Consider the following 26,948-nt stretch of genomic DNA (forward strand, 5'->3'; position numbering starts at 1 on the left):
AGGTTTTATGGACGTAAAGAAACACATAACAGCATTAGGTTTTATTCCTAAGAATGGAAGAAGTGGTATATATCATAAGGTATATTCAGGCCACAACAACTATGTCATATCCATTGATTTTGATAAGGAACATATTGAATACGGTGATAAAATCATAGCAGAAAGTAAAACCACACAGAATTTTTCGCAGCCCGAAAATTTTGTGGTGCTTGAGTGTGTTGATAGGTTACTTATACAAGGATATAAGCCTCAAAATATTATTCTTGAAAAGACTTGGCCATCTGGGCATGGAACATCGGGCAGATTGGATATTTGCGTTAATCGAGAGGATGGTGCGCCATATATGCTTATTGAATGTAAAACCTATGGGAAAGAGTACAATAAAGAGTCGGCAAGGATTCATAAAGACGGAGGCCAATTATTCACATATTTCCAATTATCTGGTGGCAAAGCAGATGTAATAATGCTGTATGCTTCAGAATTGAAAGGCAATAAGTTTATCTATGTAAATGAGATTATCAAGATTGAAGATGATTATCGTAATGGTGATGTAAAGGATATTTATGAAAAATGGAATAAGCTTACCAAAGATAATGGTATTTTTGATTCTTGGGTACAGCCATACAATTTCCAAAGTAAAGCCTTGACAAAGGGGCAGTTGAAAGAGATAAAAGCTGAGGATTCGAGTTTTATATTCAACCGCTTTCTTGAAATATTGCGTCATAATGTAGTTTCTGATAAGGGCAATGCTTTTAATAAGATATTTACACTTTTCTTGTGCAAGGTTTATGATGAAACAACTGCGGAAGAGGGTGAAGAGTTAAAATTCCAATGGCTTGATGGACGAGATAATCATGTTGATTTTCAACTGCGCTTGACAGACCTTTATAGTAAAGGTATGAAAAGGTTTTTGGATAGAACCGTCAGCGACTTTAACAACGAGGATTTTGACAAGCGTTGTGCCAGCCTAAATGAAGATACAAAACAGTATCTTTTAAGGGAGGTAAACAAACTTCGTCTTGAAAAAAATAACGAGTTCGCAATCAAGGAAGTGTATGACAATGCTTCATTTGAAGAAAATGCAAAGGTTGTAAAAGAAGTTGTAGAGTTGATTCAGGGTTATAGAATCCGATATAATAAACGCCAACAATACCTATCCGATTTCTTTGAATTACTTCTTACTACTGGTCTTAAACAAGAAGCTGGACAGTACTTTACGCCTGTCCCCATTGCCCAATTTATTATTAAGAGCCTTCCGCTGGATTCCATTATGGCAGAAAAACTATCTCGTAAAGATGGTGAGATTTTGCCATATATGATTGACTATGCAGCAGGTAGCGGTCACTTTATCACAGAGTTTATGCATGAGATACAAGACATCATAAATAATTGTGATACCTCTAAATATATTGAAGAGACAAGGAAGCATCTTATCAATTGGCAGAATTGCCATTTTGATTGGGCGACAGACTATGTATATGGCATCGAAAAGGATTATCGACTTGTAAAAGTTGGTAAAGTCGGTTGTTATTTACATGGTGATGGTTTAGCAAATGTTATCCTAAGCGACGGTCTTGCGAATTTTAGCAATAACAAAGAGTATAAGGGAAAACTACGCAAGCAAGTGGATGATAGTCAAAAGGATAATCAGCAGTTTGATATTATATTGAGTAACCCACCGTATTCTGTATCTTCATTCCGCCAGACAACTCGTGACTATTATACAGAGCAAGACTTTGAGCTGTATAACTCATTGACAGATAATAGCTCTGAAATAGAGTGTCTCTTTATTGAGCGTACCAAACAGTTACTCAAAGATGGTGGGTGGTATAGCCGGTGTTATATTGCCAAGTTCAATATTGAGTAATTCAGGTATCTATACTAAAGCTCGCGAGATTATATTGCAATACTTTGATATTGTTGCAATAGCAGAATTGGGGAGCAATACATTTATGGCAACTAATACCAATACTGTTGTTCTATTCCTGCGCCGTAGAGATAACTATTTTGCAGCAAACACCAAGAATGCTGTTGATACATTCTTCCGTACATTAAATGATGTAACTATCAACGGCATAGAAACTCCAGCCTCAAAATATGTAGCTCATGTTTGGGATGGGATTGATTATGCCGATTATGTTACATTGTTACAAAAATCGCCAAATGACAAGATAAAGGCGCACGAGATATATGCAGAGTATAAAAAGAAAATCTCTGCCAAAAGTGAAGCGAAGTTATATGAAGCGATATTAAGTATAGAAGCTGAAAAGCTTTTGTACTATGTATTAGCATATCCTCAGAAGGTCGTTATTGTAAAGAGTGGTGAGAAAGACATTGAAAAACGCTTTTTAGGCTATGAGTTTTCAAACCGCCGAGGTAATGAGGGAATCCATGCTATACAGAAAGGCAAGAACATAGATGAATGCACCAAACTCTTCGATGCTAATAGCTATGATAACCCTGAAAAAGCAAGTACTTATGTATATAAAGCTTTCAAAGGCGACTATACCACACCTATAGCAGAGGGTATGCAAACACATGTATCTCGCATATCATTGATTGATATGCTCACTTTTGATAGATATATTTTTGAAAAAGGGATAAACTTAAATTCAAAAAAAAAAGTAGTCTTTAATTGTGCCTATACATTAAAACCGTTGGATAAACTTGTGAACTTTCAAAGTGGCTTATGGAAAGGCGAAAAAGGTTTGTTGCAAGTAGTAAAGGTTCTACGCAACACAAACTTTAAGTTAAATAATGGCTTCTTAGATTATGGCGATGTTGCGGAAATAGAAGTAGAAACAACTCAATTAGCAACACGCACATTGCAATATGGAGACATTATATTAGAAAAATCAGGCGGTAGTGATACGCAAGCAATCGGAAGAGTTGTATTGTTTGATAAGAATGATAACGAAACATATTCTTATTCGAATTTTTGTTCTAGAGTAAGAGTAAAGGATACTTCTGAAGTAAATTCGCTATATCTGTGGATCGTTTTGCATAATTTTTATTGCAAAGGCGGAACTATTCCCTTACAAAATGGCATTAGACTTCTTAATATTGATATGGACGGGTATTCTAAAATTAAAATTCCCGTTCCCCCTATTGATATTCAGAAACAGATTGTAGAAGAAATTTGTAAAGTTGATAAGTCTGTTTCATCCGCTATGCAACAGATTAAAAAGCTTGAAAAAAATATAGAGGATTTGCTGTCCTCAATTAATTTTAAAGATGGTACACTAAATGCTATTGCGCCATTTGCTACTAAGTCTATTAAGTATAATGATATAGATTCTGAAACATACATCACAACTGATAATATGCTTCAGAACAAGTTGGGGATTATCCCATTTGAAGGAGAGGCGAATATTTCATCCATTACGGAATACAAGAATGAAGATATATTGATTTCCAATATTCGCCCATATCTTAAAAAGATTTGGTTTGCGGATAAGAAAGGTGGTTGTTCAAAAGATGTTCTTGTGTTAAGGTCTGCCGATACAAGCAAATATCTTCCTAAGTACATTTTCTATATGCTTAGTAGAGATGTGTTTTTTGACTATATAATGGAAAGTAAAAAGGGAATCAAGATGCCACGAGGTAATAAGGAAGACATTTTGAAATATAGGATTCCAATTCCATCTCCAGAAGAACAGCAACGTATCGTGTCTAAGGTTGAAGAATTGGAAGCAAAGATAAAAGTTGCTCGTGAAGTTATCGAAAATGCCGCAAGTCAAAAGCAGACAGTGTTAGATAGGTATTTATAAGCAACATATGCTGAAATAAATTTGTATCAGATATTGCTAATTCATAGAATCCTCATATCTTTGTACATAGAAAGAGTTATTTGACAGCATAGCACTGCAAAACGCTGAAATTCGCACAGTTGCTAAATCGTTACCTCTATTTCTCAAATAATTCGCTAAAAGTTTATTTCTCAATCGGTTAAGTTAAACCGAGAAAAATCTAAAATAGATTCATTCCTGATAAGAAAAGAATGAAACAGATTCTTTTATAAATGCCATATTTTAGTTCTAATGTAAATATTATCACAGTAATAGATACAATAGAAATAAATGGTGTTGCCAAAAAAATGTCAATAAAACTCCTATGTATTTCTGACAGATAACACTGTTTTGTAAGATACTGTTATCCAGGTGGTTACTATTCGATAGATTCCTTTAAAACCAACGACCCGTTTCTCACCGAGAAACAACCTTTTCGACACCGAGAAACGAATCGACTGATAAAGTCCTAAACTTAAATTGAGGAAATTGTTCGTCTCTTTTATTTTTGACACTTCTATCGTAGGAATGTATATGTTGAAATATATTTCAATGATAATCTTATCATGTCTAAAATATAATGATATGGAATAAATTTATAACCGTACCGTTTGGAATCAATTACCACTAATGATTTTATTAGTTATTTTTAAGCGATCCTTTACCTATTAATAGTTATTTCATTGCCTAAGGAGTTTTCGCTTGACAATTGTTAAGCGATAGTTCAACATCTGTCAAGCGTTCGTTCAACAACTGTCAAACGATAATTCGTTAGGCAATTGAAAAAATAATATAAGCAAGAAAAAGAGATAAAAGCTGCATATTGACGAATTATTGTCAACGATAGTACTTTTGGTTATTTCCGTACCGAAACAAGCTAAATGCTAATTTAGAGTTCACCACGGATTACACAGATTCACACAGATTATTTTCATTTTCGTTGAATACCCATAGTGAATTAGGGTACTGATATACATACTTATTCCACCATTGCCAACGTCAATATACTAATCCGTATATCTTCTACATCTACCAGGCAGGAAGCACATGCCAGAGTAGTAGAGCCGGTAGTCAACACATCGTCAACTATCAATATGTGTTTACCTGCAAGTGTTTCGGGATGCTGAAGTTCAAAGATACCTTCCACATTATCCCGACGTTCAAACACAGATTTGCGCGTTTGCGTTTCCGTATTTTTCTTACGTAATATAGATTCTGTATCGATGGGTATTCCTGTTACAGCAGCAATACCACGGGCAATCCACTCACTCTGATTATAACCACGGATTTGCTGTTTTTTCTTATGAAGCGGTATGGGGATTATCACATCAATTCCTTGAAAAAAATTGGAAGACAAAAGTTCGGCAGCCATATACCGCCCCATAATTGCACCTATTTCCTTTTGTCCACCATATTTCAACCGATGAAGAATCAACCGGAAGTCGCTTCCTTTCTCGTAAAAGAAAAAAGAAGTAGCCCGTTCCAAAGGGATTTGTCCCCAGAAGAGCCGTTCTACCGGATTATCTTTTCGAAGATGATAATTAGTACGGGGTAGATTGATATTACATACTGTACAGATACATTCTTCACCCTTTGCTAACGGCCGGCCGCAAACAACGCAGCAACGGGGAAATAGCAAAGATAAGAAGGAATTAAGCCAGTCTTTGATAAGAAGTGTGTGTTTCATAATAATAGAGATTTAAAGTTGCAAAGTACCTACATATTCAATGGAGGAACTTCTGACAGGAGTTTCTGAAAGACAGGATGAAGATTTCCATTCGTTGCAATAATATGATGTCCTTCTATGAAATGATCCTCACCATAAAAGTCAGTCACCTTTCCTCCCGCCTCCTGAACAATCAGTGCTGCCGCAGAATAATCCCATTTTCCGAGAAATGCTTCCATCCAAGCATCAAAACGCCCAATAGCCACATAGCAGATTGCGGCAGCAGCCGAGCCATTCATTCGAATACCGCCCACTACCCCATAAAGCTGATCGATGAGATGAAGAGCGGTCTGTTTATATTGCAGATGATTATAAGGTAATTCTGTAATGACAAATGCATCTTTGATGTCCTCAACGTTCGACACATGAATTTCTTCGCCATTCATAAACGCTTTTCCGCCTTTCCAAGCATAAAAACATTCATCCCGGCAAACCTCATAAACGACACCTAAAAGAAGTTCGGTACGGCTACGTAAAGCGATGGACACACAATAAGGAGCCTCATCATGAATATAATTCGTGGTTCCATCCAAGGGGTCAATTACCCAACAGTAGGGTTCATCCTGATAAGTGGCAGAGCCTTCTTCTGTTATGAATCCCGCTTCAGGCAGTAAAGCAGTAAGGGCTTTCACCACACGCACTTCAGATTCTTTATCCACATAAGACACATAATCGTGTGCATGTTTTTCCACCACACGTTCACGACGGAAGCTCTTTCGTTCTTCTTTCAAAAAATATCCAACTTCTGTAGCAATCCGGCATACATCAGCTGTAAGTTGTTTTAAATCTAACATTCTATCTTTCATAATTTAGGCAATCCGCAAATCAATGCCAAAATTATTACTTTTTTTGATAGAAATAAGAGTTTTCCCGGAAAAAGATAAGTAATTCCAGGGTATACTCTATTGAATTACTTTTGCACAGTAAATCTATATTCCGTAACGGAATAATATTTCTCATGAGGACGCAACACACAGGATGGAAATTCAGGATGATGTGGCGTGTCCGGATGGTGGATGGTTTCCAATATCAGACCACCATATTTCTGTTGTGGGCCACCTTTGGCCACAATCTTTTCTGAAAGCCCGATACCAGTATAGATCAACAAGCCGGGCTCTGTAGTGTAAGTTTCTAATTGACGGCCACTTTGAGGTTCCGTGACAGTTGCAGCATAACGCAAATCTCCGTTATAATCACGAAGTATCCAGTTAGCCGAATAACCACCCATAAGATTCATGTGCTCATTAGGAGAGGTGACACGTTCTGCAAAGCTATGAGGAGTGCGAAAATCTAAAGGTCCTCCTACTACTGATTCAACCGAAAACGGCACATACCACGGAGTATTTACCGTAACTGAATCCGCATTAATTTGTACGATATGATTTAAAACCGAACCTCCGTCATAACCCTGAAGGTTAAAATAGCAATGTTGCGACATATTAACGATAGTCGGCTGATCGGTAACTGCCTCATATTCTATACGCCAAGTATTGTCCGGAGTCCAGTAATAAGTGACTTTACAGTCCAAATTACCAGGATATCCCTCCTCTCCGTCAGGACTGCAACGAGTAAAAACAATGCCAAGCGTATCAGAACAACTGACCGGCATCGCTTTCCACATGACACGATCAAATCCCTTCACACCGCCGTGCAAATGCCCGGGATGTCCGTTTGGAGATTCATTGCACGAAAGTTGATACCGAACAGAATCAATCATAAAATTCCCGCCGGCAATACGGTTAGCATAACGTCCTAATAAAGCCCCGAAAAACCGCTCGGCTCCAGTCTCATAATCCTTTAGGTTTTCATATCCAAGCACTACATCTGCCATTTTTCCTTCCCGGTCCGGCACCATAATATTCGTCACACGACACCCATAGTCAATGACCTTGAATTGAGCCCCCGAAACATTGGTCAGGGTATATTGAGTAACGGTATCACCATCTTGAGTAATACCATAAAACGCTGTTTTCATTCCAGGAATAACTTCACATTCCGCACAAGCAGTAACAAACACAGCTAAATACAAAAAAGCAAAAAATCTATTCATCTGACATTCAATAGTAAAGAATAAATATTTTATCGAATAAACAGCCACAAAAATGCAAATGCAGAAGAAGATAAGATCTCTCTTATTCGTTTGAGCGCAATGCTTATTTGTGTCTCTACTGTTTTTACAGAAATCCCGAGACGTTCGGCAATCTGCCTATAAGAAAGTCCCTCCTTCCGGCTCAAGGAAAATATCTCCCTACATCTCTCCGGAAGCTGTTCAATTGCCCGATTCACCACTTTTGTCAAGGCATCAATGTCAAAACAATCTTTATATTTCCTTTCTTCCAGTTGCTGGTTAAACCAATTCTCTAACAACTGATGCCTGTTTTCCTCATCACGAAGATAGTTTAATACCCGATTTTTGGCAGCCCGGAAAAGATAGGTTTTGATATAGGTTATTTCAATACAATCTTTATTCTCCCATAGTTTGAGAAACACCTCCTGAATAACATCTTCTATGACTGCTACATCATGCGTATAGAAGTTGAGAAAACAACAAAGTTGTTCATAGTATGTATCGTAATAATTTCGAAAGGCTTGAATATCCATCGTTCCCGGAATTGTGTTTATCAGTCTCACAAATCTACAAAAAATATTTTTCTTTCGGAATACATTTTCGTAAAGAGAACCATACCCTCAAAACACTTTCTAATACTAAAACCGAAATCACATTAATTGCACTAAACAAAGATGCTGATAATGAAGCGGATCATACAGATTCTTTCTAAATATAAATCTGTATGAATCCGCGTCTAAATGAGCTTTACAAGATCGTTCAGAATTGTCTTTCTGCAAAAATATTCAGAGCATAAGGATCACTCACTGCTGCTTGCTCAATATATTTCTGTGCCAGCTTCGTATCACCAGTGTAACGATAGGCCAGAGCTAGTAAATAGCTATAATAAGCACTCCTTTGCTGTACGGCACGATCGCAGAAACTTATAAAGAAAGGAGTAGTGGCAAAATAACCCGCATCAATAGTCTTCATACCTTCTTTCCAATCTTGCAGTTTATAATTGATGAGCATATCCCCCTTGAAAGGCATACCCGTTTCACGATAACAAAGTGCCTGATAAAATGGCAATTCCGGTAAGTTCATATTACTAAAATAATCTACCTCAATACCCGTTATAAAATCAAAATTCTCATTGGCCTTGTCTTCCTGCCCCAAAGATTTCAAACAGACTGCTTCATAATATTTAAATGGAACCAATCTAACGATATTCCACAAACCTGCTCCCAGATTTTGAGGTAAAGTTTGCGCAGCCTTAAAACAATCAGCCGCTTCTTGCATCTTATTTTCTTTCATTAATCTACGCCCTTTCAGGAAATAAGCAAACATATACTGTTCGGCAACTGCATGCTCCCCACCTTCAGCTGGGACAAAGTTACGCCCCCTAAGAAGTTCTATTGCCTTATCCTCCTGTCCTGCCATATTATAAGCTCGTGCCCATTCAAGCATAATATCATCGCGGCTAATTGCAGACTTATGATTATTCAAGAAAGAAATACGTTCAATAGGAGCAACTCCTAACTTACCCATTACATAGACCGTTTCAAAAATCAACTGTTCGTCATTCGGCTTCAGGGATAATGCCTGCTCCAATAAGGGTAACACCTCATTTTTACGATCCATGTGTGAATAGTAAGCGACAGCCAGATTTCGTGCAGCACGATAATCAGTACTGGACAAGCCTTCCCAAAGAGCGACTGCCTTCTCATAATGTCCTTTAGCGTAAAGGGCACATCCCAACAGCAACTGCGCCTTCCGACTTCCCTGTTTTGCCCAATGAGACAAACTGTTCATTTCAATTCGCCGGCTTGGGAAAGCAATCCCTTCCGTTGCCGAATCATTCGGAGAACCGCCTTTTATATCTGCATATATGGCAGACAGACTAAAAATCAGAGGTTCGTGTGTTTGCAACATCTCTATCAGGGAAACAGCCTCTTTCTGCAGATCAGCGACAAGCAAAGTTTCTATAAGATCGAGACATACCTGATTCTTATCCGTCCGTATCTTTTCCATAAAATCCCGGGCACTAACTTTACCGGTCAGCACACCGAAGTAACGTGCCAAATGATTAAGTTTATCATTCGCTTCTACAGACAGATATTGACGTTCCGATGCTTTTTTATCTCCCTGCAAATAAGAAGCATATATCATCAACGCATTGGCTACAGCATTATCTTTATGATAAGTAATGGCAGTAGCAAGATGCTGAACAGCCTTGTCATACTCCAGTTTACGTATATCAAGCATAGCCGCATAAGTCATGGCGGAAGAAACATAAGCACTGCTCCATGCCGCTTTCCGGAAATAATCATAGGATTTCTCCTGCTCATCGAGCGCTAAATAGACATGCCCTAACAAATAGTACAGTTTCCCATTTTCAAGACGCGTATTGAACCGTGTCAACACTTTTTCCGCCCTCAAAAGATATCCCAAAGCCTCACTATAAAAAGCATTGCGTAACTTTGCTTCTCCTAAAGCGATCAATGCAGGAGCAAAATTCGGATCACGTTCAAGAGCTTCTTTATAATAGCTCTCTCCTTTAGTGGCAGGATCACGGTATTGATCCACATGCAAACCTTCAAGATACAACAAATGCGGACTTTCAACCTTTTTGATATTCGGCATATCCTGTGTTGTATGAGGAATATTAAAAGTATCGTGTTTCTTCACTGTATAAGACATTAAAACAGTTCCGTCATTAGCAGTAACATCTATTGAATATCCCAACTTCATTCTTACATCCGCAGGTAGCATATATTCTTCTCTGGCTTTGACTGTAGCTTTTCCTGAATACAAAATCTGATTATCACCTTTGACCGTAATCTTCACATTACGAGTCTTGTTCAATTGCACTTTAATCGTATCCTTGACGTATATAGCTCCTGTCGTGTTCGCAAAATCCGGAACCCCGATTTCTCCGATCGGGAACCAATATTGCGAGAAGGTTTTAGTCTCCATCGGTTCAAGCCATGTAAAATCCGGCTGATTGTCAGAATAGCTGCCTGCCATCAATTCACAATAGGCTCCATCTGTATCTGTGAGAGCATTTTCCCAAGACTGGGACAACTGATTGTAAGCCCATGTAAACATCTTCTTACCGGGTGATACGTGATGATCTCCGATGTGTACAACCCCACATTTCCTGCCCGTATCATAACCGCCAAAGAAATCATACTGTGATGCCGCACTAAAATAAGAGGTAGGCTGAATCGTATTCTTATGCTTGCTTATATCAACTGCACCGTCATAACGAATACCGTTAAATATTCCTGCCGCATTTGTTGCAACCGGATAAGTAGTAACCGAACGTTTGTAATGGAAAAACACATGGCTTACATCGTGCGGAAAGAATATCTCATAATTCTTATTCGAAGGTACCGCCACATTCTCCCACCATAAAAACGAATGTCTTAACGGGGTGATATTCGACAATTTGACTCTCGTTTCAAAGATAGACTCACCGGGGTTAAGCACAATGCCAACCATACCTTTCATCCGGTCTGTCGGATCATGTTCCGAAACCCAAACGACCACTCCACCCCCCGGCAGTTTTTCTATCTCATAATCAGTGGGCATAAAAGACGAAGCCCGATGATGAAAAGGCCAGTTAAACTCCAGTCCACCGGAAATCCACGAGCCCAAAGCACCGATAAGAGCAGGTTTTATGACATGGTTCTTATAGAAAAAATCATATCCATTCGTTTTATCTTTGGCAGCATATATCTTACCTCCAATTTCCGGCAATATTTGTAGTTCCAAATATTCATTCTCTAATTTGATAAGCGTATATTCTTTATCCACTTTTTGTTCCCGATTCACTTTCAGAACGATTTTATTAGGATAAGGATTGCCACTCGAACGCTGATGTACCCTGTTTTCGGCAAACATCGGCAATTCTTCACGTTCAGGTTCTGTGTATGTCGGAATACTGACTTTGCTTACAGACACCTTGACCGATTGCGCTTTTGCGCTTGTAGTAAGAAACAAAATCAGAAACAAAATATTGAAATATTTCATGAGTGCATGTATTATTATGATTAAAAAATATCTTTCATTTTACTCCATCCTGACGCAACGGACAGATGCTGCCGAAGCACGATCCATACCTGTAAAATTAAGATTTGCATTATTATAATAGAAGTAATAAGCTCCTGTTGTTCCTGGATTACTAGTCCATTGATATCCCCGATATTCCTGATAAGCAATCTTATTAGCTCCCTTATCTAGATAGCCTCCTGTCGGGAAGTAAGAAGTTTGCGAACCATCAATCACAAACAGATGCCCGTAATTGTTATCACATTCCGTTTTTGAAGTAAAAGTGAATCCCTGATAGCAATTCTGATCGGGCACACAATAGCCTTCCGGACAAGGATCATACACAGTTTTTACATTCTTGGTGAGACCATCAGAATTTCCCCATAGTCCGTTATTCCGCCATTCATTATGCCAGTCATTCGCAGAAAAAATTCTTATATCAGGATTGGATATAGTATAACTTACTGTTCCCACTTCAGCAGAAGTGGTTGCATTTGCGGTCAGCTCCTTGTTATCCACAGTTGTCGCACTCGAACGGACAATATCAAGCGGACGCGGGAACGGATCTTTGCGCCCCCACTGATACCACACACCATAAGCATTCTGATCTTTAGGAGTAACAGAAGTTGCACCCAAATTACGATCCATCATTTTGAATGTTCCCCGTTCCTCATTAATATAGGTAAGATCCGATGCTTCAGTCACCCAAATATGAAAAGACCATACGTTCTTGCCCGATGCATCTCGAATAGCCACAAGGGCATTTCCTTTCACGCCACTTACAGGAACTTTTAAAGTAGTTCCCTCCAATGCAGGAATAGCAGAAAGAACATCTCCTGATGAAGACGAATTCGTTTGTGTCCACAAAACAGTTGCAGACACAGCCTTATCGACTAATTCCCCATTGATATTCACCCTCAGACGATTTTCATAAGTATAATCTCCTGCCAATGAATAATAAGGTGTGACATCTATTTCAAGTGTTCCTGCAGATGCCGTACGATAACAGTTTACCTTACCATAATACAACGTTATCGGTAATAATTCCATCGGTTTGACAACTCCGGCTTCAATAGTGAAAGCACCCGGAGTTGCTTGTTCGTAAATCCGTCCGGCAGCATCCGTTATGACGAAAGTCAACCCTTTGGTATAATTTACCGCAGGAAGAAATAAAACAAAGTCTGTATGAGCCGAGGGATTATTATCTGCAGAAAGAGGTACGCTTGTATCACAAGTAACCAATGCAGTAACCGCAGCAGAAGGAGTGGAAGACTTCCGAAGTGATACGATTCCATCCGCTGCATTGACATCAGCTATACCCGACACCAGTTCTCCGTCATTACCGCGTACAGCTACAGATTTAACACTAATTCCCATTAATTGATAATCAGTCAGTTGTATCCGTACTCCACCACACAGATTCTTAAAAGAAAAGGCTTCACCATCAGAGGCTGCCGCCATCGGCAAAGATGATATTTCACTATCAGCATTGAACGCACCCATCCATTTCTGTCCGGCAAGTGCCGAAAAGTCAACAGCAAGTGTCGTACCTTCAAGCTGGCTGCCTGACGCAGCCGACGCCGGATAAATAGCATATCGGATGGCATCATCTACAGAAGCGTCCACCGGATCAAAAACAGCGGTACGAGCACTATTGGCAGCAGTAGTATAAACAGCTCCATTCGGTGTTGAAGTGCCAAACAGCCGTATCTCATCATTTTGGGTCCAAACCACATTCATGGATGCATTAAGAGACGTGCGTGTTGTGGCAGTAACAGCACAAATGGCCGTAATGGATTTTTCTCCTCCATTAACGGTCGGTTCCGGAGAAAACACCTCATCATCAGTTTGCACACAACTACCCAATGATAAACCAATTACCAGAAGAATCAGAATTTTATTTTTTTTCATGGTCTCGCAAATTTAAAATGTTATCATTATTTCCATGTACCTTCCGTATCGCCATTATTCCAGGAAGGTCCAGTACCGGTATCTCCTTCCCCTGGTAGAGGTTCAGGGTCCGTAGCGGCTTTTAAAACGATTGGCAACCATTTCTCATAATTCGTAGTAGTCAGTCCAGTAAAGGTATCACTACCATTCTGATCGTATAAGGTAGCATTAAACATCAAACGGTCGGCCACCACCCGAAGTAAAGTCCGTGGAATAGCCATTTCGACTACATATCCCTTATCGGCTGCCGTATCGCCAAAAGTTCCGTGAACCGCACCCTTACAAGTTACTGAAGAATGACTGCATTTAATGGTATATTGAACTGCATCCGGAATAAGAGAGATTTTAAGAGGGGTTCCGGTAGCATCTCCACCCTGAAAAATCAATTCCATACTGTCGTCTGTGGTCAAGTCTTTATCAAGACGTTCCACCAGACAATATACATTTTCTGCATCATAAGCAAAGCGGAACACGGCTTGTGTAGTGGACACACTTCCGATAAATAGCGCATCACTAACTGCACTCCAATCCGAATTGTCGGCGTCTATCACCGGTGTCATTCCGGAGGCATTAATCCGATGATTCAGAACAAACTGTCCAATCTGAATACGGGCAGCATCTTTATTCTCGCTATTGACAAAAGTAGCAGGCATGGCAGCTACAAGAGTATGCGGGTCAATAGTTTCCGTTGCTCCCCAATATCCTTTTCCACTGAATGGCTGATACGTTTCTCCCCATTGGGAAGCCTCTGCGTTACCCACCTGCATGGTAAAGAGAGAAGAAGCATTGTACGACAAGACAGTTTCTCCCGAGGGGAATTGTACCAGATAAGGTGCTGCAGCCTTCTGCACAAAATTGAGTTTACGGTCCGAAGGCCCTACTTCATCTCCGGTCAATGGAGCCGAAGCCCAGTTGTCGGAGCTCCACGCCATTGAAATATGATAAACATCGCCTTCATCTCTGAAACGTGTTTCTGTAGCTACTGCAATCTTCGTCGAATTATTTAATTCGCGGGCAGAAGGCATCTGATCTGAATAAATTTGCTTGCCCGAGCCATCTATAGCCAGTCCAGTCTTTTGACGGATCACCTTTCCAACGACCGTCCATGTCCGCCCATTATCCATAGAACGCAGCATGGCAGTCCCCGAATCGGCTGTGAGAGGCTCACTATCCGTAAAATAGACCTGTATTTCACCCGAACGAAGTTGTAATGCATAAGGTTCCCAAGTCGTTCCCTGATAAATAATCTGGGCAGTCGACCAGGTACGTCCATTATCGGAAGAACGCCTCATCATAATACCATTACTCTGCGGATCGACCCTGTATCCCTGATTCAAGCGAAAGGAAGCGAATGCCAAAATATCCTTATTTGCCAGAACAACTGCATCACATGATGAGAAACAGCGTGTATCACTGGCACCGGAAGTTTGCTGAGCACTTTCGCTCTGAAACAGAGGACTGGATGCATTCTGCCATGTAATCAGATTAGTACTTAAAGCATAATAGACATTCCAAGCCTGTGGTCCCTGCTGGTATAGCAGCAAATAGGTCCCATCACCTAATTTCTTGATACGGGGATAAAGAGCATTCACAGCCGACAGTGCCGGACTTTCCAAAGTCAGCAACCGGCGATAGTCTAATTCGAGAGAACTATTCCCCCATTCGTCCGCATGAGAGTTCACTGCTACATTTTCACTTTTATTGAGCGACTGAATAGAGGTAATCTCTCCGATGACCGGTTCAGGGTCAGGATTTGAATTAGGACGCGGATTAGGCCACTCATCCGTTGAGGTATAAGATGTACAAGCAACAAGAAGCCCCATTACTGTTACCAAAAGGTATCTATGAGTTTTTAACTTTTTCATCATATTCATTCTTTTATTTGTTCAATCCGTTATCAATCAGTTTGAAGTCATACTTTTTATAAAATCAATTTCTTGTTGACTATAAGGTGTACCATCCAGACGGAATATATCATGAAACCAGATTTCAGGTTCCGGATCTCCGGCCTTGCTCGACCACTGTAAATGGAAATTACACTTTCCTGCTGTCAATCCCCAACTGATGGCACCTACCTTTTCACGCTTAAGAATCGGCATTATTTCTTCAAAAGTTGAACGGGGACGTCCCATATACTCCTGGCAGATAACCGGACGATCAAACTGCTTCATGAAAGCGATGAATTTTTCCATTTCTTCAGGTCCGTAATAACAATGAAAGGTCATAACGTCACAATTCTCACCCAGAAAACTGATAATCGGCAAATTACTGCGTGTGCCATGTCCTCCGGGATAAATCCATATCGGAGACGACAGCGGTTGCGAGGGATTCACCTCACGCGCCCAACGGAACACTTCGCGCAACAATGGCATACTGTGTGCTTTCTGCTTGAAGTTTTCCGGTTCGTTATATAAACACCACAATAAAATACGATCATCTGCCTTAAAGGTAGTCATCACATCTTTCACGTAACGTTCCAGACGCGGATACGTTGACGGATCATTGACGGATGGCGCTCCGGGACTCTGTATCCATTGAGAGTTATGAACACCCTGTACAGAAGCCGGTTGTACTCCGAGTTTCGGACTCTCAAAACGCCCGCCATTCGTAAAGAAAGTGACGATGGCACGCATGCCATGTTTCTGACAAATACCCAGAAATGTATCCAGTCGTTGTTTAAACCCTGCCGGATCCGCTTCCCACACCATATCATGCAGGAATATGCGTACCGTATTGAATCCGAGTTCCCCGGCACGTCCCAACTCCAACTCCATGGTTTTCGGATCAAAAGTCTCCTCTTGCCACATCTCAAACTGATTGATTGCCGTAGCAGTAACGTAGTTGATACCCACCGGCCATTTTTGAGATGCGTACCATGCGTTTGCTTTTTCCGTCGACCATCTTTCAGCCTGTTGGGCGCAGCCGGTTGTTGTCAATAAAAAGAGAATTGTTACAATCAATATATTCAATCTATTCATAAGAAATCAAATTAATTAAGTTGTTAATACCCAGGATTCTGGTCTTTTGTCTGATCCAATGCCATATTATAATTAAATTCATCGGTAGGGATAGGCCAACAGTAGGCTGCATCTCCCACTTCGGATAAAGCCGAAATACGTCCGGCAGCCAAAGCTGCTTCTGCAAGCTTTCCACAACGCTTCAGGTCATTGTAGCGTTTACCTTCAAAAATCGTTTCGTAGCCACGCTCCTGCAACACCAGTGCAAGGAAAGCATCTTTACTTGCATAATCGGCCAGTTTATAGTCTGAAGAAGATGCTTGTGTCGGTTTCTGTCCGTAAGCACGTCGCCGCACCATATTCAATTTTTCCATGGCATCATCGGTAGGAGCTCCTTTCCAGCGACAAACAGCTTCTGCATAATAAAGCAGAATATCAGCATAACGATATACCGGATTGTCATTGGGGGTTGTACTGCTCCCTGTCCATTCCGAGTCTCTGAATTTCGAGCAAATCATACCCGTTTTAGTCAGTGCATTAAGTGTTCCATTCTGCGTTTGTTTATACAATCCGAACTGATAACGTAAATCATTCTGGTCCCAATTCTGAATAAATTTATTCTTCTGATAATCGGTATAAATTCCTACAGCTCCCATATTCACGAAAGGATTGGGCTTGCAGAGATACATATAGGCGATGGTCGATCCACTATCGCGGTTGAACTTTATATAGAAAATTTCTTCAGAAGTGGCATTAGCCGTATGACCGTAAAGGTCGAGGAAATCATCCGCTTTGCCAACCTCAACCAGAGAATATCGTTTGGATGAAATAATTAAACCGGCTGCTTCAGCTGCCTCTTCATAGCGACCGGCATAAAGACAAGCTTCTGTTTTCAATGCCAATGCGGCATAACGCGAAGGACGTCCGGCAGATTTAGCCACTTCCGGGAGATTGGATGCAGCATAATCGGCCTCATCAATCACAAACTTCCAGATATCAGCTTCCGGAGTACGGGGTTTATTAAAGTCATTCATGTTCTGTTCATCGAAAAAAGGAACGGCGCCCCAATTTCGTACCAGCCATGAATAGGCGAATGCACGTAGAAAACGTGTTTCCCCGGTGAGGTTGTTATACTCCTGTTGCGAGAGTGGAGTATTACCTATACCGTCAAGAATATTATTGGCAAAACGAATGGCACGATACAACACCGCCCAGCTATCTTTGGAGAAGCCCACCCCACCACTGGTAAGCCCGGTATCATAAGCTGTGGCATAGTTACCTCTTCCAATGCAATAATCCGCCAGTCCTTCTTCCAGAACAATCAGATAACGACTGAATCCCGGATCACGACGGAGTTGGAAATAGATGGAATTGATAACACTCTCCACTTCTTTGGCATTCGCCATAAAAGTCGTTGCATCCACTTTCTTCGGATGTTCTTCCAAAGAGCCCATATCTTCACAGGATGTGTTCATTGCCAGTATCATAGCAAAAGCGGCAATATATATCAATAATTTTTTCATAAGACATCAATTTTTATATGTTAGAAAGTGAGTCGGCATCCAATCGTATAAGTACGGGCACTAGGATAACAATACGAATCTACCCCCTGAATCATCGAGCTTCCGCCACCATTGGCATTTATATCCGGATCCCAGAAAGGGTAGCTCGTAATAGTAAACAGGTTTTGGGCACTCACATAGACACGGGCGCGCTTGATGAATTTGTTACGGGCACAAGGTACATCGTAGGCCAATTCGAGGTTTTTCAGTCTGACGAAGCTGCCGTCATAAACAAACCGGTCGGACATTTTATAAGAAGTCTGGTCGAGATTGGGATATTTTGCGGTAGGATTCTCGAGTGTCCAATGGTTATAGTACACCTCGCGCAACGTATTCCCGTTATATCCATAATCATAAGCTTGTGCAGCCATACTAAGCGAATATATATCATTACCTATTGAACTCTGGAAGAAAGCGCTTAGCGTAAACCCTTTATAACTGACTGCTGTAGTTAAATTGACCAGAAAATCAGGATTAGGATCACCGATGATGGTCTTGTCTGCTGCTGTGATGGCAGGATCGTCATCCATATTCTTATATACGATATGACCGTTCTCATCGTATCCATCTTCAACATATCCGTAGAAAACATACATTGGCTCACCCACACGCATCAGATTGAGCTGGTCTTTCAGAATGGTGTTATCCAATTCGCCACCGAAAATATCCTTATCTTCCGAAAGGACTAACACTTTGCTGCGATTGAGCGAGAAGTTGACACCCAAATCCCATTTCACAGCACGATCAATAATCCGCCCGTCGAGTTGCAACTCAAACCCCGAGTTACGGATGGAACCGATGTTACGCAGGGCAGTGGTGTATCCACTTGAACGAGGCATCTCTACATTGTTCAGCAAATCAGTCGTTTTCTTCCGATAATAATCTGCAGTCATGCGGAGGCGATTATTAAATAGGGACAGATCAACCCCCACATTAAACTGTGAGGTTGTTTCCCACTTCAAATCACCGGTGTAGGTATCTGACGGGACATACGCCACTGTTGTATTCTTATCGAATACTACATTTTCCGTCCTCAATGTGTTCTGCGTAGAATACGGTGAGATGGCAGTGCTACCAGTCACTCCGTAACTCAAACGGAACTTTAGATCCGAAAGCCACTCTACATCACGCAAAAAAGACTCTTGCGAAAGACGCCAGGCCGCTGCCGCTGAAGGGAAGTATCCCCATTTGTTTCCTTTACTATAACGTGAAGAACCATCAGCACGAAGACTGGCAGTCAATAGATAGCGATCAGCATAATTATAGTTGACACGTCCCAGAAATGAGAACAAACGCCAATCTGAATAAGAAGATGTCGGCAGCCCCTTAACGGTAGCTGCATCCATGTCATAGGTTTCGGTCACATCACTCAAGAAGCCTTCGGCCGTACCCGTTCCCGCAGTTTTCGATGTACTCTGTTCGTAGGTAAAACCACCCATCACACTCAAATGGTGTTTTTTTAGAAAACTCTTATTATAGGTTATGATATTATTACTTGTGATACCGACTGTTTCTCCAAATGTAATAGAGGCAGCTCCTTGTGAATTAGGGTATTGCAATGACTTATAATAATCTTTGCGATTCTGGTTATTGTTAACGTTGGCAGATAACTGAATTGAAAGTCCGTCTATCGGTTTTATTGTCAATGAAGCATTTGCCATAATCCGGTTGGCGTACCATTTATTATCCACTTCTTTCACATAAGCCAACGGATTTACCGGTGCAATCGGTTGTGTTTGGAAGTCATTCCAGGTTCCGTCGTCATAATGAGGTGTCGCTGTTGGCGGCAGAATCAGTGTAGAACCGATAACAGACGTTCCCCGGCTACCTCCCTGCGAATTCATCTGATTATGATTGGAGCGGCTGAAAATCAAGTTGCTCGACACGGTGACATATTTTGATATATGATAATTCAGGCTCGAACGGATAGACATACGTTTATAGCCACTTTCCTTCACGATACCTTGCTGATCGAAATAGCTGGCGCCTAACGTTCCCTGAACTTTTTCTGTACCACCAGAGACATTCACAGAGTGGTCGGTAACAAGTGCATTACGAAACAGTTCACGCTGCCAGTTGGTACTATGCCGAGTAGATTTAATCTCTTCATCGGTATATATCGTCGGCTGATTATTAATCGCTGCTTTTTCATTCAGATAGCTCATATATTCCCAAGCATCGAGTAGCTCAAGTTCTTTAGCCAGACTCTGCACACCGAAGCTGGCATTGTATTCCACCGTAATCTTCCCCTCTTTAGCTTGCTTCGTCGTAATCAAGATGACACCATTGGCACCGCGCGAGCCATAGATAGCAGTTGCGGAAGCATCTTTCATCACTTCAACAGATTCGATATCAGCCGTATTAATCATATTAATGTCACCCGGAAATCCGTTGATAATCCAAAGCGGTTCATTGTCACCCCGAATAGAATTGGAACCACGTACCCTCACTTGTATTCCGGCTCCCGGCTGGCCATTAGTTTGCTGAATCTGTACGCCTGACACGCGTCCCTGTAATGCTGACGCAACAGAAGTATTTGCATATTCAGTAATGATATCGCCTTTGACGGAAGCTATCGAACCGGAAAGGTCCCGTTTACGTTGTACGCCGTAACCTACCACTACTACTTCATCCAATGTCTCTGTATCTTCTTCAAGAACGAAATTCATTGAACGTACTCCGGCCACCACCTTTTTGCTCTGTGGGGCGTAACCTATAAACGTCACATCAATAGTGGCACTTTCTGGTACATTCTGCAACTCAAACTTTCCGTTAAAATCGGTAACCGTACCGTTGGTGGTACCTTTTACCAATACGCTTGCTCCGATAACCGCTTCTCCCTGCTCATCTTTCACCACACCCGAAATCGTCCGGTTGGTCTTCGTCTGCACCTTTTGTAAAACAATCTGTTTGCCTACTATTTCATACGCAATGTCACTTTTATCAAAGGCCTGTTTCAGCACATCCGAAAGATATTGAGAACCTCCTTTCAGGGAAACAATACGTGACAGAGGGATAGAATTATCGAACACAAAAGTATAATCTGTCTGTTTTTCAACAGCTTGTATCAGATTTTTTAAAGAAATCTGCCTGGCAGCGATATTGACCTTAGTCTCTTTCTGCGCCCATAGCGAAGGGCTGGAAAGCAGGCTGCCCAAAACAAGAATGCTACATAATATTTGTTTTAGCTTCAACATTGTAAACTCATTTAAGGTTAAATAAAGGAATTAATTATTACCTTTGTCTGCATAAAGCAAGGCTATACCTGTGCCATCCGTCTGACGGATAGCATACATACGCAGGTTTTGCTCTTTGGACGTGGAAGATGGCACTCTTCTGCGTCCTTTTTTATTCTTCGATTACTTTCTTCCGGTTATGCTCACCTCCTCTCCGTTAATAGTGTATGTAATCGGAGTCACCCGATTAATGATCTCAAGCATCTCTCGCAAAGATTCTGTTTTAATTGTCATCCAATAACGTTTATTTTCCGGTACATCATGCAATTGAATTTTGATGCCATACCATCGTTCCATTTTTTGAACTATTTCCTGCAGGTTCTCATTTTCAATTTTCAGCTTGCCCAATCGCCATACGGACTCTACTTCAGCATCGCAAGCCTCCAATTTACACTTCTCCATTTCATGCAAAGGAATAATGACTTTCTGATTGGGTTTCATATCTGCCAACAGCTTGTCCGTTAAAGCCGAGACAACCGTCACGTGCCCTCTAAGCAGTACAACTTCCAATTCTGAATGGTCTCCATATCCATTGACATCGAATGCGGTACCATGAACCAACACTTTCACATCACCTACCAATACATCAAACTGTCTCTTACTGTCTTGCACCACATCAAAAAAGGCCTGTCCGTTCAATTTTACAGAACGGCAATCTTTGGCATAATCCGTAGAATAGGTCAAAGTAGAACCGGAATTCAACCAAACTTTAGTGCCATCCGGCAAACTGACTTCAGCTTTCTGGCCAACAGGAGCTGTAAATGAGACTAATCCTACTTCTTCCTCTTCCGAAACCAGCAGAGAGAGCGAGAAGCCCAACACCAGTGCCAGCATAGCAGCAATTCCCACTGCCCGATACAACAACCGCCGCGTGTACATCTTCACAGGTTTCACCAGATTCAGATTACTCATTATCTTTTCCCACACACGTTCTTTATCAGGAATTACCGGATGTATTCCCGCATGAGCTATCTGCCAGCTCTCGCACAGTTCCTGAAATTCCTGTTCGTGCCCGGCATCAGCATTCCGCCATTCCATAATTTCCATCTCCTCCTGCGGAGAAGCTGTTCCCAATAGATATTTAGATATGATAATATAAATGTCTTCCATATTTAAATGTGTTTTATAAGCTCTTTTGTTAAATAGACCCGTAACTTTTGAATTACCCTGAAAGCATTCGACATTTTTTTCATAACACTCACTAAACAACTCTATTTTTTCTCATTTAATGCATAAGTCAATGACTTTACCCTAAAAAGAAAAATCACCCTTACTACGATATATTTGTAGTAAAGGTGATTTTAGTAAGCTCAAAGCTTTTCGGACTACTTTAACTATAGCCAATATTAAGGAAGCATCTCAAATTCAGAGCCAACCTCTCTTGATTCTTATATAAAATACATATTTTTTCATACTTCCATTATAATAACCTTACTTTTGAACCACAATTTTCAACTTACAGGTACGTCCGTAAAGTAATGCCACACCGTCATAGGTGAGTCCGGTTATGCCAGCTCCCGAGTAGGCTGGTCCCTGGCTTCCTACCACTCCTGTAGGAGTAGCTATTTTACATCCTCCGGCAACTAACGCATCCGTATCATTTGCGGCTTCAATGACATGAATGACACCGTATTTGCCTGCTGCAGTAACAAAAGCAATATAAGAATTGTCTTTTATCTGCAGACTACAAGGATCATTCGGGTATCCATCAGACGCATTGACTCTTTGCATTAACATATCGGCACCTCCTTTAGTTATACTTTCCAACATATTCAACGCCTCAAAAGTATGAACGTCCGAAGCCGCATTCGCCATCATCACATCAATACCAAGATCAGTAACCTTATCATCAGGGATAAGGGTAAACAGCGTTTTGTTGGTAGCAACACCTGCCGGTTTGATCCAGTCATTCACATCGTAAGCTCGCCCTATCGGTCCTCCACTAATTCTTGACGCACTGACATAAGAGAAACCTCTGTTTTTAACGGCAACAAAGCTTGGATTTCTCCATATATTGATGAAAGCAAAGTCTACGCTATTTGCCTTTGAGCCATATCCTTTAATTTCCTTCAGGCTTAATACATGCTTTTGCACACCTTGTACCATTATTCCCTCTATGGAGAAAATATAAGGTTGATCCGGTTCTGTTGAATGTTCCCATTCGGGTGCCATTTCGATATCGTTGAAAACAAGCGCAACATTATTGTCAACACCCTCAAGACCTTCGATATTGATAATCTTTTCCTCTTTCAACCCTTCTATATCTTCCACCACGATCTTGATTCCATTGGTCTCTTTATTGTCTACGACAGTTTTTAGGATAAATTCCATTTCCAACGGATTGCCTGATACCGGAATAGTCGTATATTCCTTCAGGTCACCCAGTACTTTATTACACAACGTATGTTTTATAGACTTAATGCCCACAGCTGAACGAATCACTACAGACAGAGAAACCTCTTCATCGGGTACTAAAACAGGGAAATCTGATGGTTCGGTGAATATCTGGGATGGAAGTTTAGTTATCTTTTTAATAGGTATTACCTTTTGTGCCGTTTTTGTCAAAACGTCCGTTGATGTTACCAATATCCCGGCTGCTTCACGCGTGTTGACCTTGACATTCAAGTCAAATTCAAGTGTCATATCAGTTTGCAGAGTATCTATCTTTAAACGTTGGCGTTCAGTCGCGTTTATCTCTTCATATTCTCCATTTTCATCCATCTTCAACAAGGTAGCATATATACTATGTATACCCACAGCAGAGAAACTTTTAGCAGATACAGTCACCGTCGAGTTATACTCCACCACATCTATTTCGGAAGGAGAAGTGAGTTCTACAGTAGGTGGCGGATACGCGTTGTCGTCCGAATAATCAGACTCACTATCACTACAATTTGTCAACAATAAACCCCATGGAAGGGCAAGTATCAGGATCATTATATTTTTGATATATTGCTTCATGACCGTTCATTTTTTATTTTAAAGATTCGATTTGTAATTGAAAACAATGTAAATCTCCGCTTACACTTGTTTCGGTTACCCCCCTAAAAGCCCATTTGTGTGAAGTCAGGACAAATATACAATACTCGGAGTCTCTATTTCTATTTTCCACTTCTACAAAAGAATAGGTATCAGAAGTTAAGTTAGAAGTAATTGCCGACTCAAGATTAGGCAATAACGCACGTTTAACAGTGCCTACCAGAACCGTCTGTTCGTTTACCTTTTTCTTGAAAACGTTGACAGCCGGAGCTATCAGGTCTTCACTATTTAATGATACAGAACAGAAGAGCATATCTACTCCGTTCACTGCTTCTGTTTTTGTTTCAAGATATCTGCAATCGTTTTTTACTACATATTGTGTCATTTCGGAAATAGTAGAAGGAAAAAGCACAGTACTGCCGATTATCTTTTTCTCTCCGTTACTATAGCTGACAGGTACAAACACCGGCACTTTCTTACTTTCTCTAGCAGTCTCCGTACCCGTATTTATGATTGCTGTTTGCCCATAGACAGCGTTCGTCCTGTCCAGCAATGCCACTGAATGAACAGTGTTTCTGATAGATGACGCCACCTCTTTATAACTACAAGAGCTAAATAAATTTTGCTCTGACAAGTGCGCATAAACCAACACGTTAGTTGTTCTGAACCGGTTCCATTCCGGAATATCTTCTCCCTTGTTATCCTCATCACTACACGAAACGAACAGGCAAGAGATGACACATATAAATAGCAGATATAGATAGTTTGATTTCATATTTCATTCATTTTACAAATTCAACTTCAGCAAACAAAGCCCTGTGGTCAGAAACTTCCGGATTAGATAAAACTTTAAACGATTTCACTTTCCACTTATTCTGTGGAAGTCCGAATATATAATCAATCTTGATTGTCGGCTGATCTGCGGGATAGGTGAATGTATCATCGCAGATTCTCTGCCAGTTCTTCATGACTTCACAAATCACATTAGAGTCGGTCCGGGCATTAAAATCTCCCCCCAGCAGTGTCGGGGTATCTCCCGTACCAATCCGCTCATTAATCTGTTCAGCCATTGCGCTCCTTATCAGGTCTGTCGAATGATCCAGGTGAGTCGTTCCTATCCTGATTACGTCTGAAGTTCCCGGCTCCTGAATATCTACATATAATAGCGTCCGGGGTTCTTTGGCTCCGTCTATACCTTCAAAAGTTTTGTTATTGATATAAACAAAAGGATATTTTGAAAGGATAGCTACTCCATATTCTCCACCACCAGTATCCATCGCTTTCCCGAATACGGAAAACAATCCCAACTCCGCAGCCAATTGAGTGGTGAAATCCTGATTTTTGTTCCTTTTTGTGTTGTAATCTATCTCTTGCAACATTACAACATCCGGATTGTATTTCCTGATAAATACAGCATACTCCTTCACCGAGTAGCCGGTCATCTGTCCGGACATCCGGCAATTATAGCTCATTATTTTAAGAGCCTGCGCATACGTACTTTGATACGCAAAGAAGAAAAGGCATACCCATACAATGGGCTTTAAAAGTGCTTTCATAAATTAGTTTTTGTTATTAGATTAAGTTTACTTATTCAACAGTATATGTATATTCTGATATTTTTTTAAAGCTAACCGGTGTTATGGATTGCATCACCTCCAACACATAGTTCAAATCGTTCCCTTTACAAACGAAGTCGTACGTAAACGAAGCAATCTTTTCGTTTTTAACTGTAATCTCTATATCAAAATGACGCGAGAGTGTTGTAAGCACCTCTTTCAATGATGCATTTCTGAAAATAAGCCGGTTGCTTTTCCAACTCGAAGCATCATCGTGATATCTATCAGTTTTTATTTTTATTACATTACTCCTTTTTTCATAAACTGCAGTTTGTCCGGGAAGCATTTGCTGCATAGGCCTGCGGCTTTGCACATGCCCGATATTTATACTTCCTTCGTCGAGTGTAGTTTTGATTACCTTATCCGAAGCGTATGCTTTTACATTGAAACACGTTCCCGTCACTTGTATTTTCACATTCTCGGCAAGTACCTGAAAAGGGGATTTCTTGTTTTCTGCTATCTCAAAATAAGCCTCTCCTTCCAGCGTAACATTCCTGTTGTATTTTGCAAACTGTTCCGGATAGGTCAATTTAGAATCGGCATTTAACCACACCCGGCTACCATCGGGAAGTAATACGAGTAGCTTCTCCCCCCTTACAGCACAGACCTCCCGATAAACAAGGTTTGCCTCATTATGACTTTGATAGAAATTATATCCCACACCTATCACTAGCAAAACAATTGCACAGGCTACCGTCCACTTAAAGAACAATGGCATCCTTATTCTCCTGTTCTTTCGTTTTTCTTCCCGCATCACGGCTTCCTGAATATTCTTATAAATGCGATATTCATCAAAAGGAGGCAATTCTCTGTCGCCCAATTCGAGCTGTTTGCCTTCTATTATCCTCTGAATGTCGTCATCCATATATTTCCCGATGCCGTCAACTACTTCAAAGTCCTGATTTGTATGTTTCTTTTTTGATTTCATATTTCAATATCTATTAGTAATACACACTGTTACAAAAAAGTATTATACAGACTACGTTAAACCGTGTTAATTCAAAAGAACGTTCCATATCAGCAAAAAGTGATAA

At 40.7% G+C, this 26,948-nt stretch carries 15 protein-coding genes and 1 pseudogene; 1 reads left to right on the top strand and 15 read right to left on the bottom strand.

Translation table 11 applies throughout. From position 1 onward, the window contains the following. Positions 1-7 precede the first annotated feature (7 nt). Positions 8-3,770 (top strand): annotated as a pseudogene (locus DW862_RS26675) (N-6 DNA methylase). A 997-nt stretch (positions 3,771-4,767) separates the two neighbouring features. On the opposite strand, the gene DW862_RS02870 reads toward DW862_RS26675, so the two are convergent. The 15 genes from DW862_RS02870 to DW862_RS02945 form a co-directional block, all read right to left on the bottom strand. Next, complete coding sequence (locus DW862_RS02870; protein WP_120067261.1) at positions 4,768-5,475, bottom strand: ComF family protein; 708 nt, start codon at positions 5,473-5,475, stop codon at positions 4,768-4,770. Between the two features lie 29 nt (positions 5,476-5,504). Continuing rightward, positions 5,505-6,308, bottom strand: coding sequence for an inositol monophosphatase family protein (locus DW862_RS02875; protein ID WP_120067262.1), 804 nt, complete (start codon positions 6,306-6,308; stop codon positions 5,505-5,507). 116 nt (positions 6,309-6,424) lie between these two features. Continuing rightward, positions 6,425-7,564, bottom strand: a complete 1,140-nt coding sequence (locus DW862_RS02880; RefSeq protein WP_120067263.1) for an aldose epimerase family protein — start codon at positions 7,562-7,564, stop codon at positions 6,425-6,427. Between the two features lie 29 nt (positions 7,565-7,593). Next, positions 7,594-8,115: an RNA polymerase sigma-70 factor gene (locus DW862_RS02885; RefSeq protein ID WP_032849707.1), complete on the bottom strand. Its 522-nt coding sequence runs from the start codon at positions 8,113-8,115 to the stop codon at positions 7,594-7,596. A 226-nt stretch (positions 8,116-8,341) separates the two neighbouring features. After that, a complete protein-coding gene (locus DW862_RS02895; RefSeq protein WP_120067265.1) occupies positions 8,342-11,596 on the bottom strand; it encodes a DUF5107 domain-containing protein in 3,255 nt (1,084 codons plus the stop codon). Between the two features lie 39 nt (positions 11,597-11,635). Then, a complete protein-coding gene (locus DW862_RS02900; protein WP_074704553.1) occupies positions 11,636-13,525 on the bottom strand; it encodes a hypothetical protein in 1,890 nt (629 codons plus the stop codon). A 26-nt stretch (positions 13,526-13,551) separates the two neighbouring features. Continuing rightward, on the bottom strand, positions 13,552-15,429 hold the full coding sequence (locus tag DW862_RS02905) for a hypothetical protein (protein ID WP_081354124.1): 1,878 nt from the start codon (positions 15,427-15,429) through the stop codon (positions 13,552-13,554). A gap of 36 nt (positions 15,430-15,465) precedes the next feature. Next, complete coding sequence (locus tag DW862_RS02910; protein WP_004317506.1) at positions 15,466-16,542, bottom strand: cellulase family glycosylhydrolase; 1,077 nt, start codon at positions 16,540-16,542, stop codon at positions 15,466-15,468. Positions 16,543-16,565: 23 nt separating this feature from the next. Next, the gene (locus DW862_RS02915; protein WP_120067266.1) at positions 16,566-18,044 is read right to left on the bottom strand and encodes a RagB/SusD family nutrient uptake outer membrane protein; all 1,479 of its coding nucleotides are present in this window, start codon (positions 18,042-18,044) and stop codon (positions 16,566-16,568) included. 20 nt (positions 18,045-18,064) lie between these two features. Next, positions 18,065-21,280: a TonB-dependent receptor gene (locus DW862_RS02920; RefSeq protein ID WP_120067267.1), complete on the bottom strand. Its 3,216-nt coding sequence runs from the start codon at positions 21,278-21,280 to the stop codon at positions 18,065-18,067. Between the two features lie 162 nt (positions 21,281-21,442). After that, positions 21,443-22,429 carry a FecR family protein gene (locus tag DW862_RS02925; protein ID WP_120067268.1) on the bottom strand — a complete coding sequence of 329 codons (987 nt, stop codon included), beginning with the start codon at positions 22,427-22,429 and terminating at the stop codon, positions 21,443-21,445. Positions 22,430-22,750: 321 nt separating this feature from the next. Further along, positions 22,751-24,280 carry a hypothetical protein gene (locus DW862_RS02930; protein WP_120067269.1) on the bottom strand — a complete coding sequence of 510 codons (1,530 nt, stop codon included), beginning with the start codon at positions 24,278-24,280 and terminating at the stop codon, positions 22,751-22,753. Positions 24,281-24,293: 13 nt separating this feature from the next. Then, positions 24,294-25,073: a hypothetical protein gene (locus DW862_RS02935; protein ID WP_004310715.1), complete on the bottom strand. Its 780-nt coding sequence runs from the start codon at positions 25,071-25,073 to the stop codon at positions 24,294-24,296. Between the two features lie 7 nt (positions 25,074-25,080). Continuing rightward, on the bottom strand, positions 25,081-25,854 hold the full coding sequence (locus DW862_RS02940; RefSeq protein WP_004302417.1) for an endonuclease/exonuclease/phosphatase family protein: 774 nt from the start codon (positions 25,852-25,854) through the stop codon (positions 25,081-25,083). A 31-nt stretch (positions 25,855-25,885) separates the two neighbouring features. Further along, positions 25,886-26,842 carry a FecR family protein gene (locus tag DW862_RS02945; protein ID WP_008646407.1) on the bottom strand — a complete coding sequence of 319 codons (957 nt, stop codon included), beginning with the start codon at positions 26,840-26,842 and terminating at the stop codon, positions 25,886-25,888. Between the last annotated feature and the right edge of the window lie 106 nt (positions 26,843-26,948).

Source organism: Bacteroides sp. AM37-9 (genome assembly GCF_003603455.1).
GTDB classification, from domain to species: Bacteria; Bacteroidota; Bacteroidia; order Bacteroidales; family Bacteroidaceae; genus Bacteroides; species Bacteroides xylanisolvens.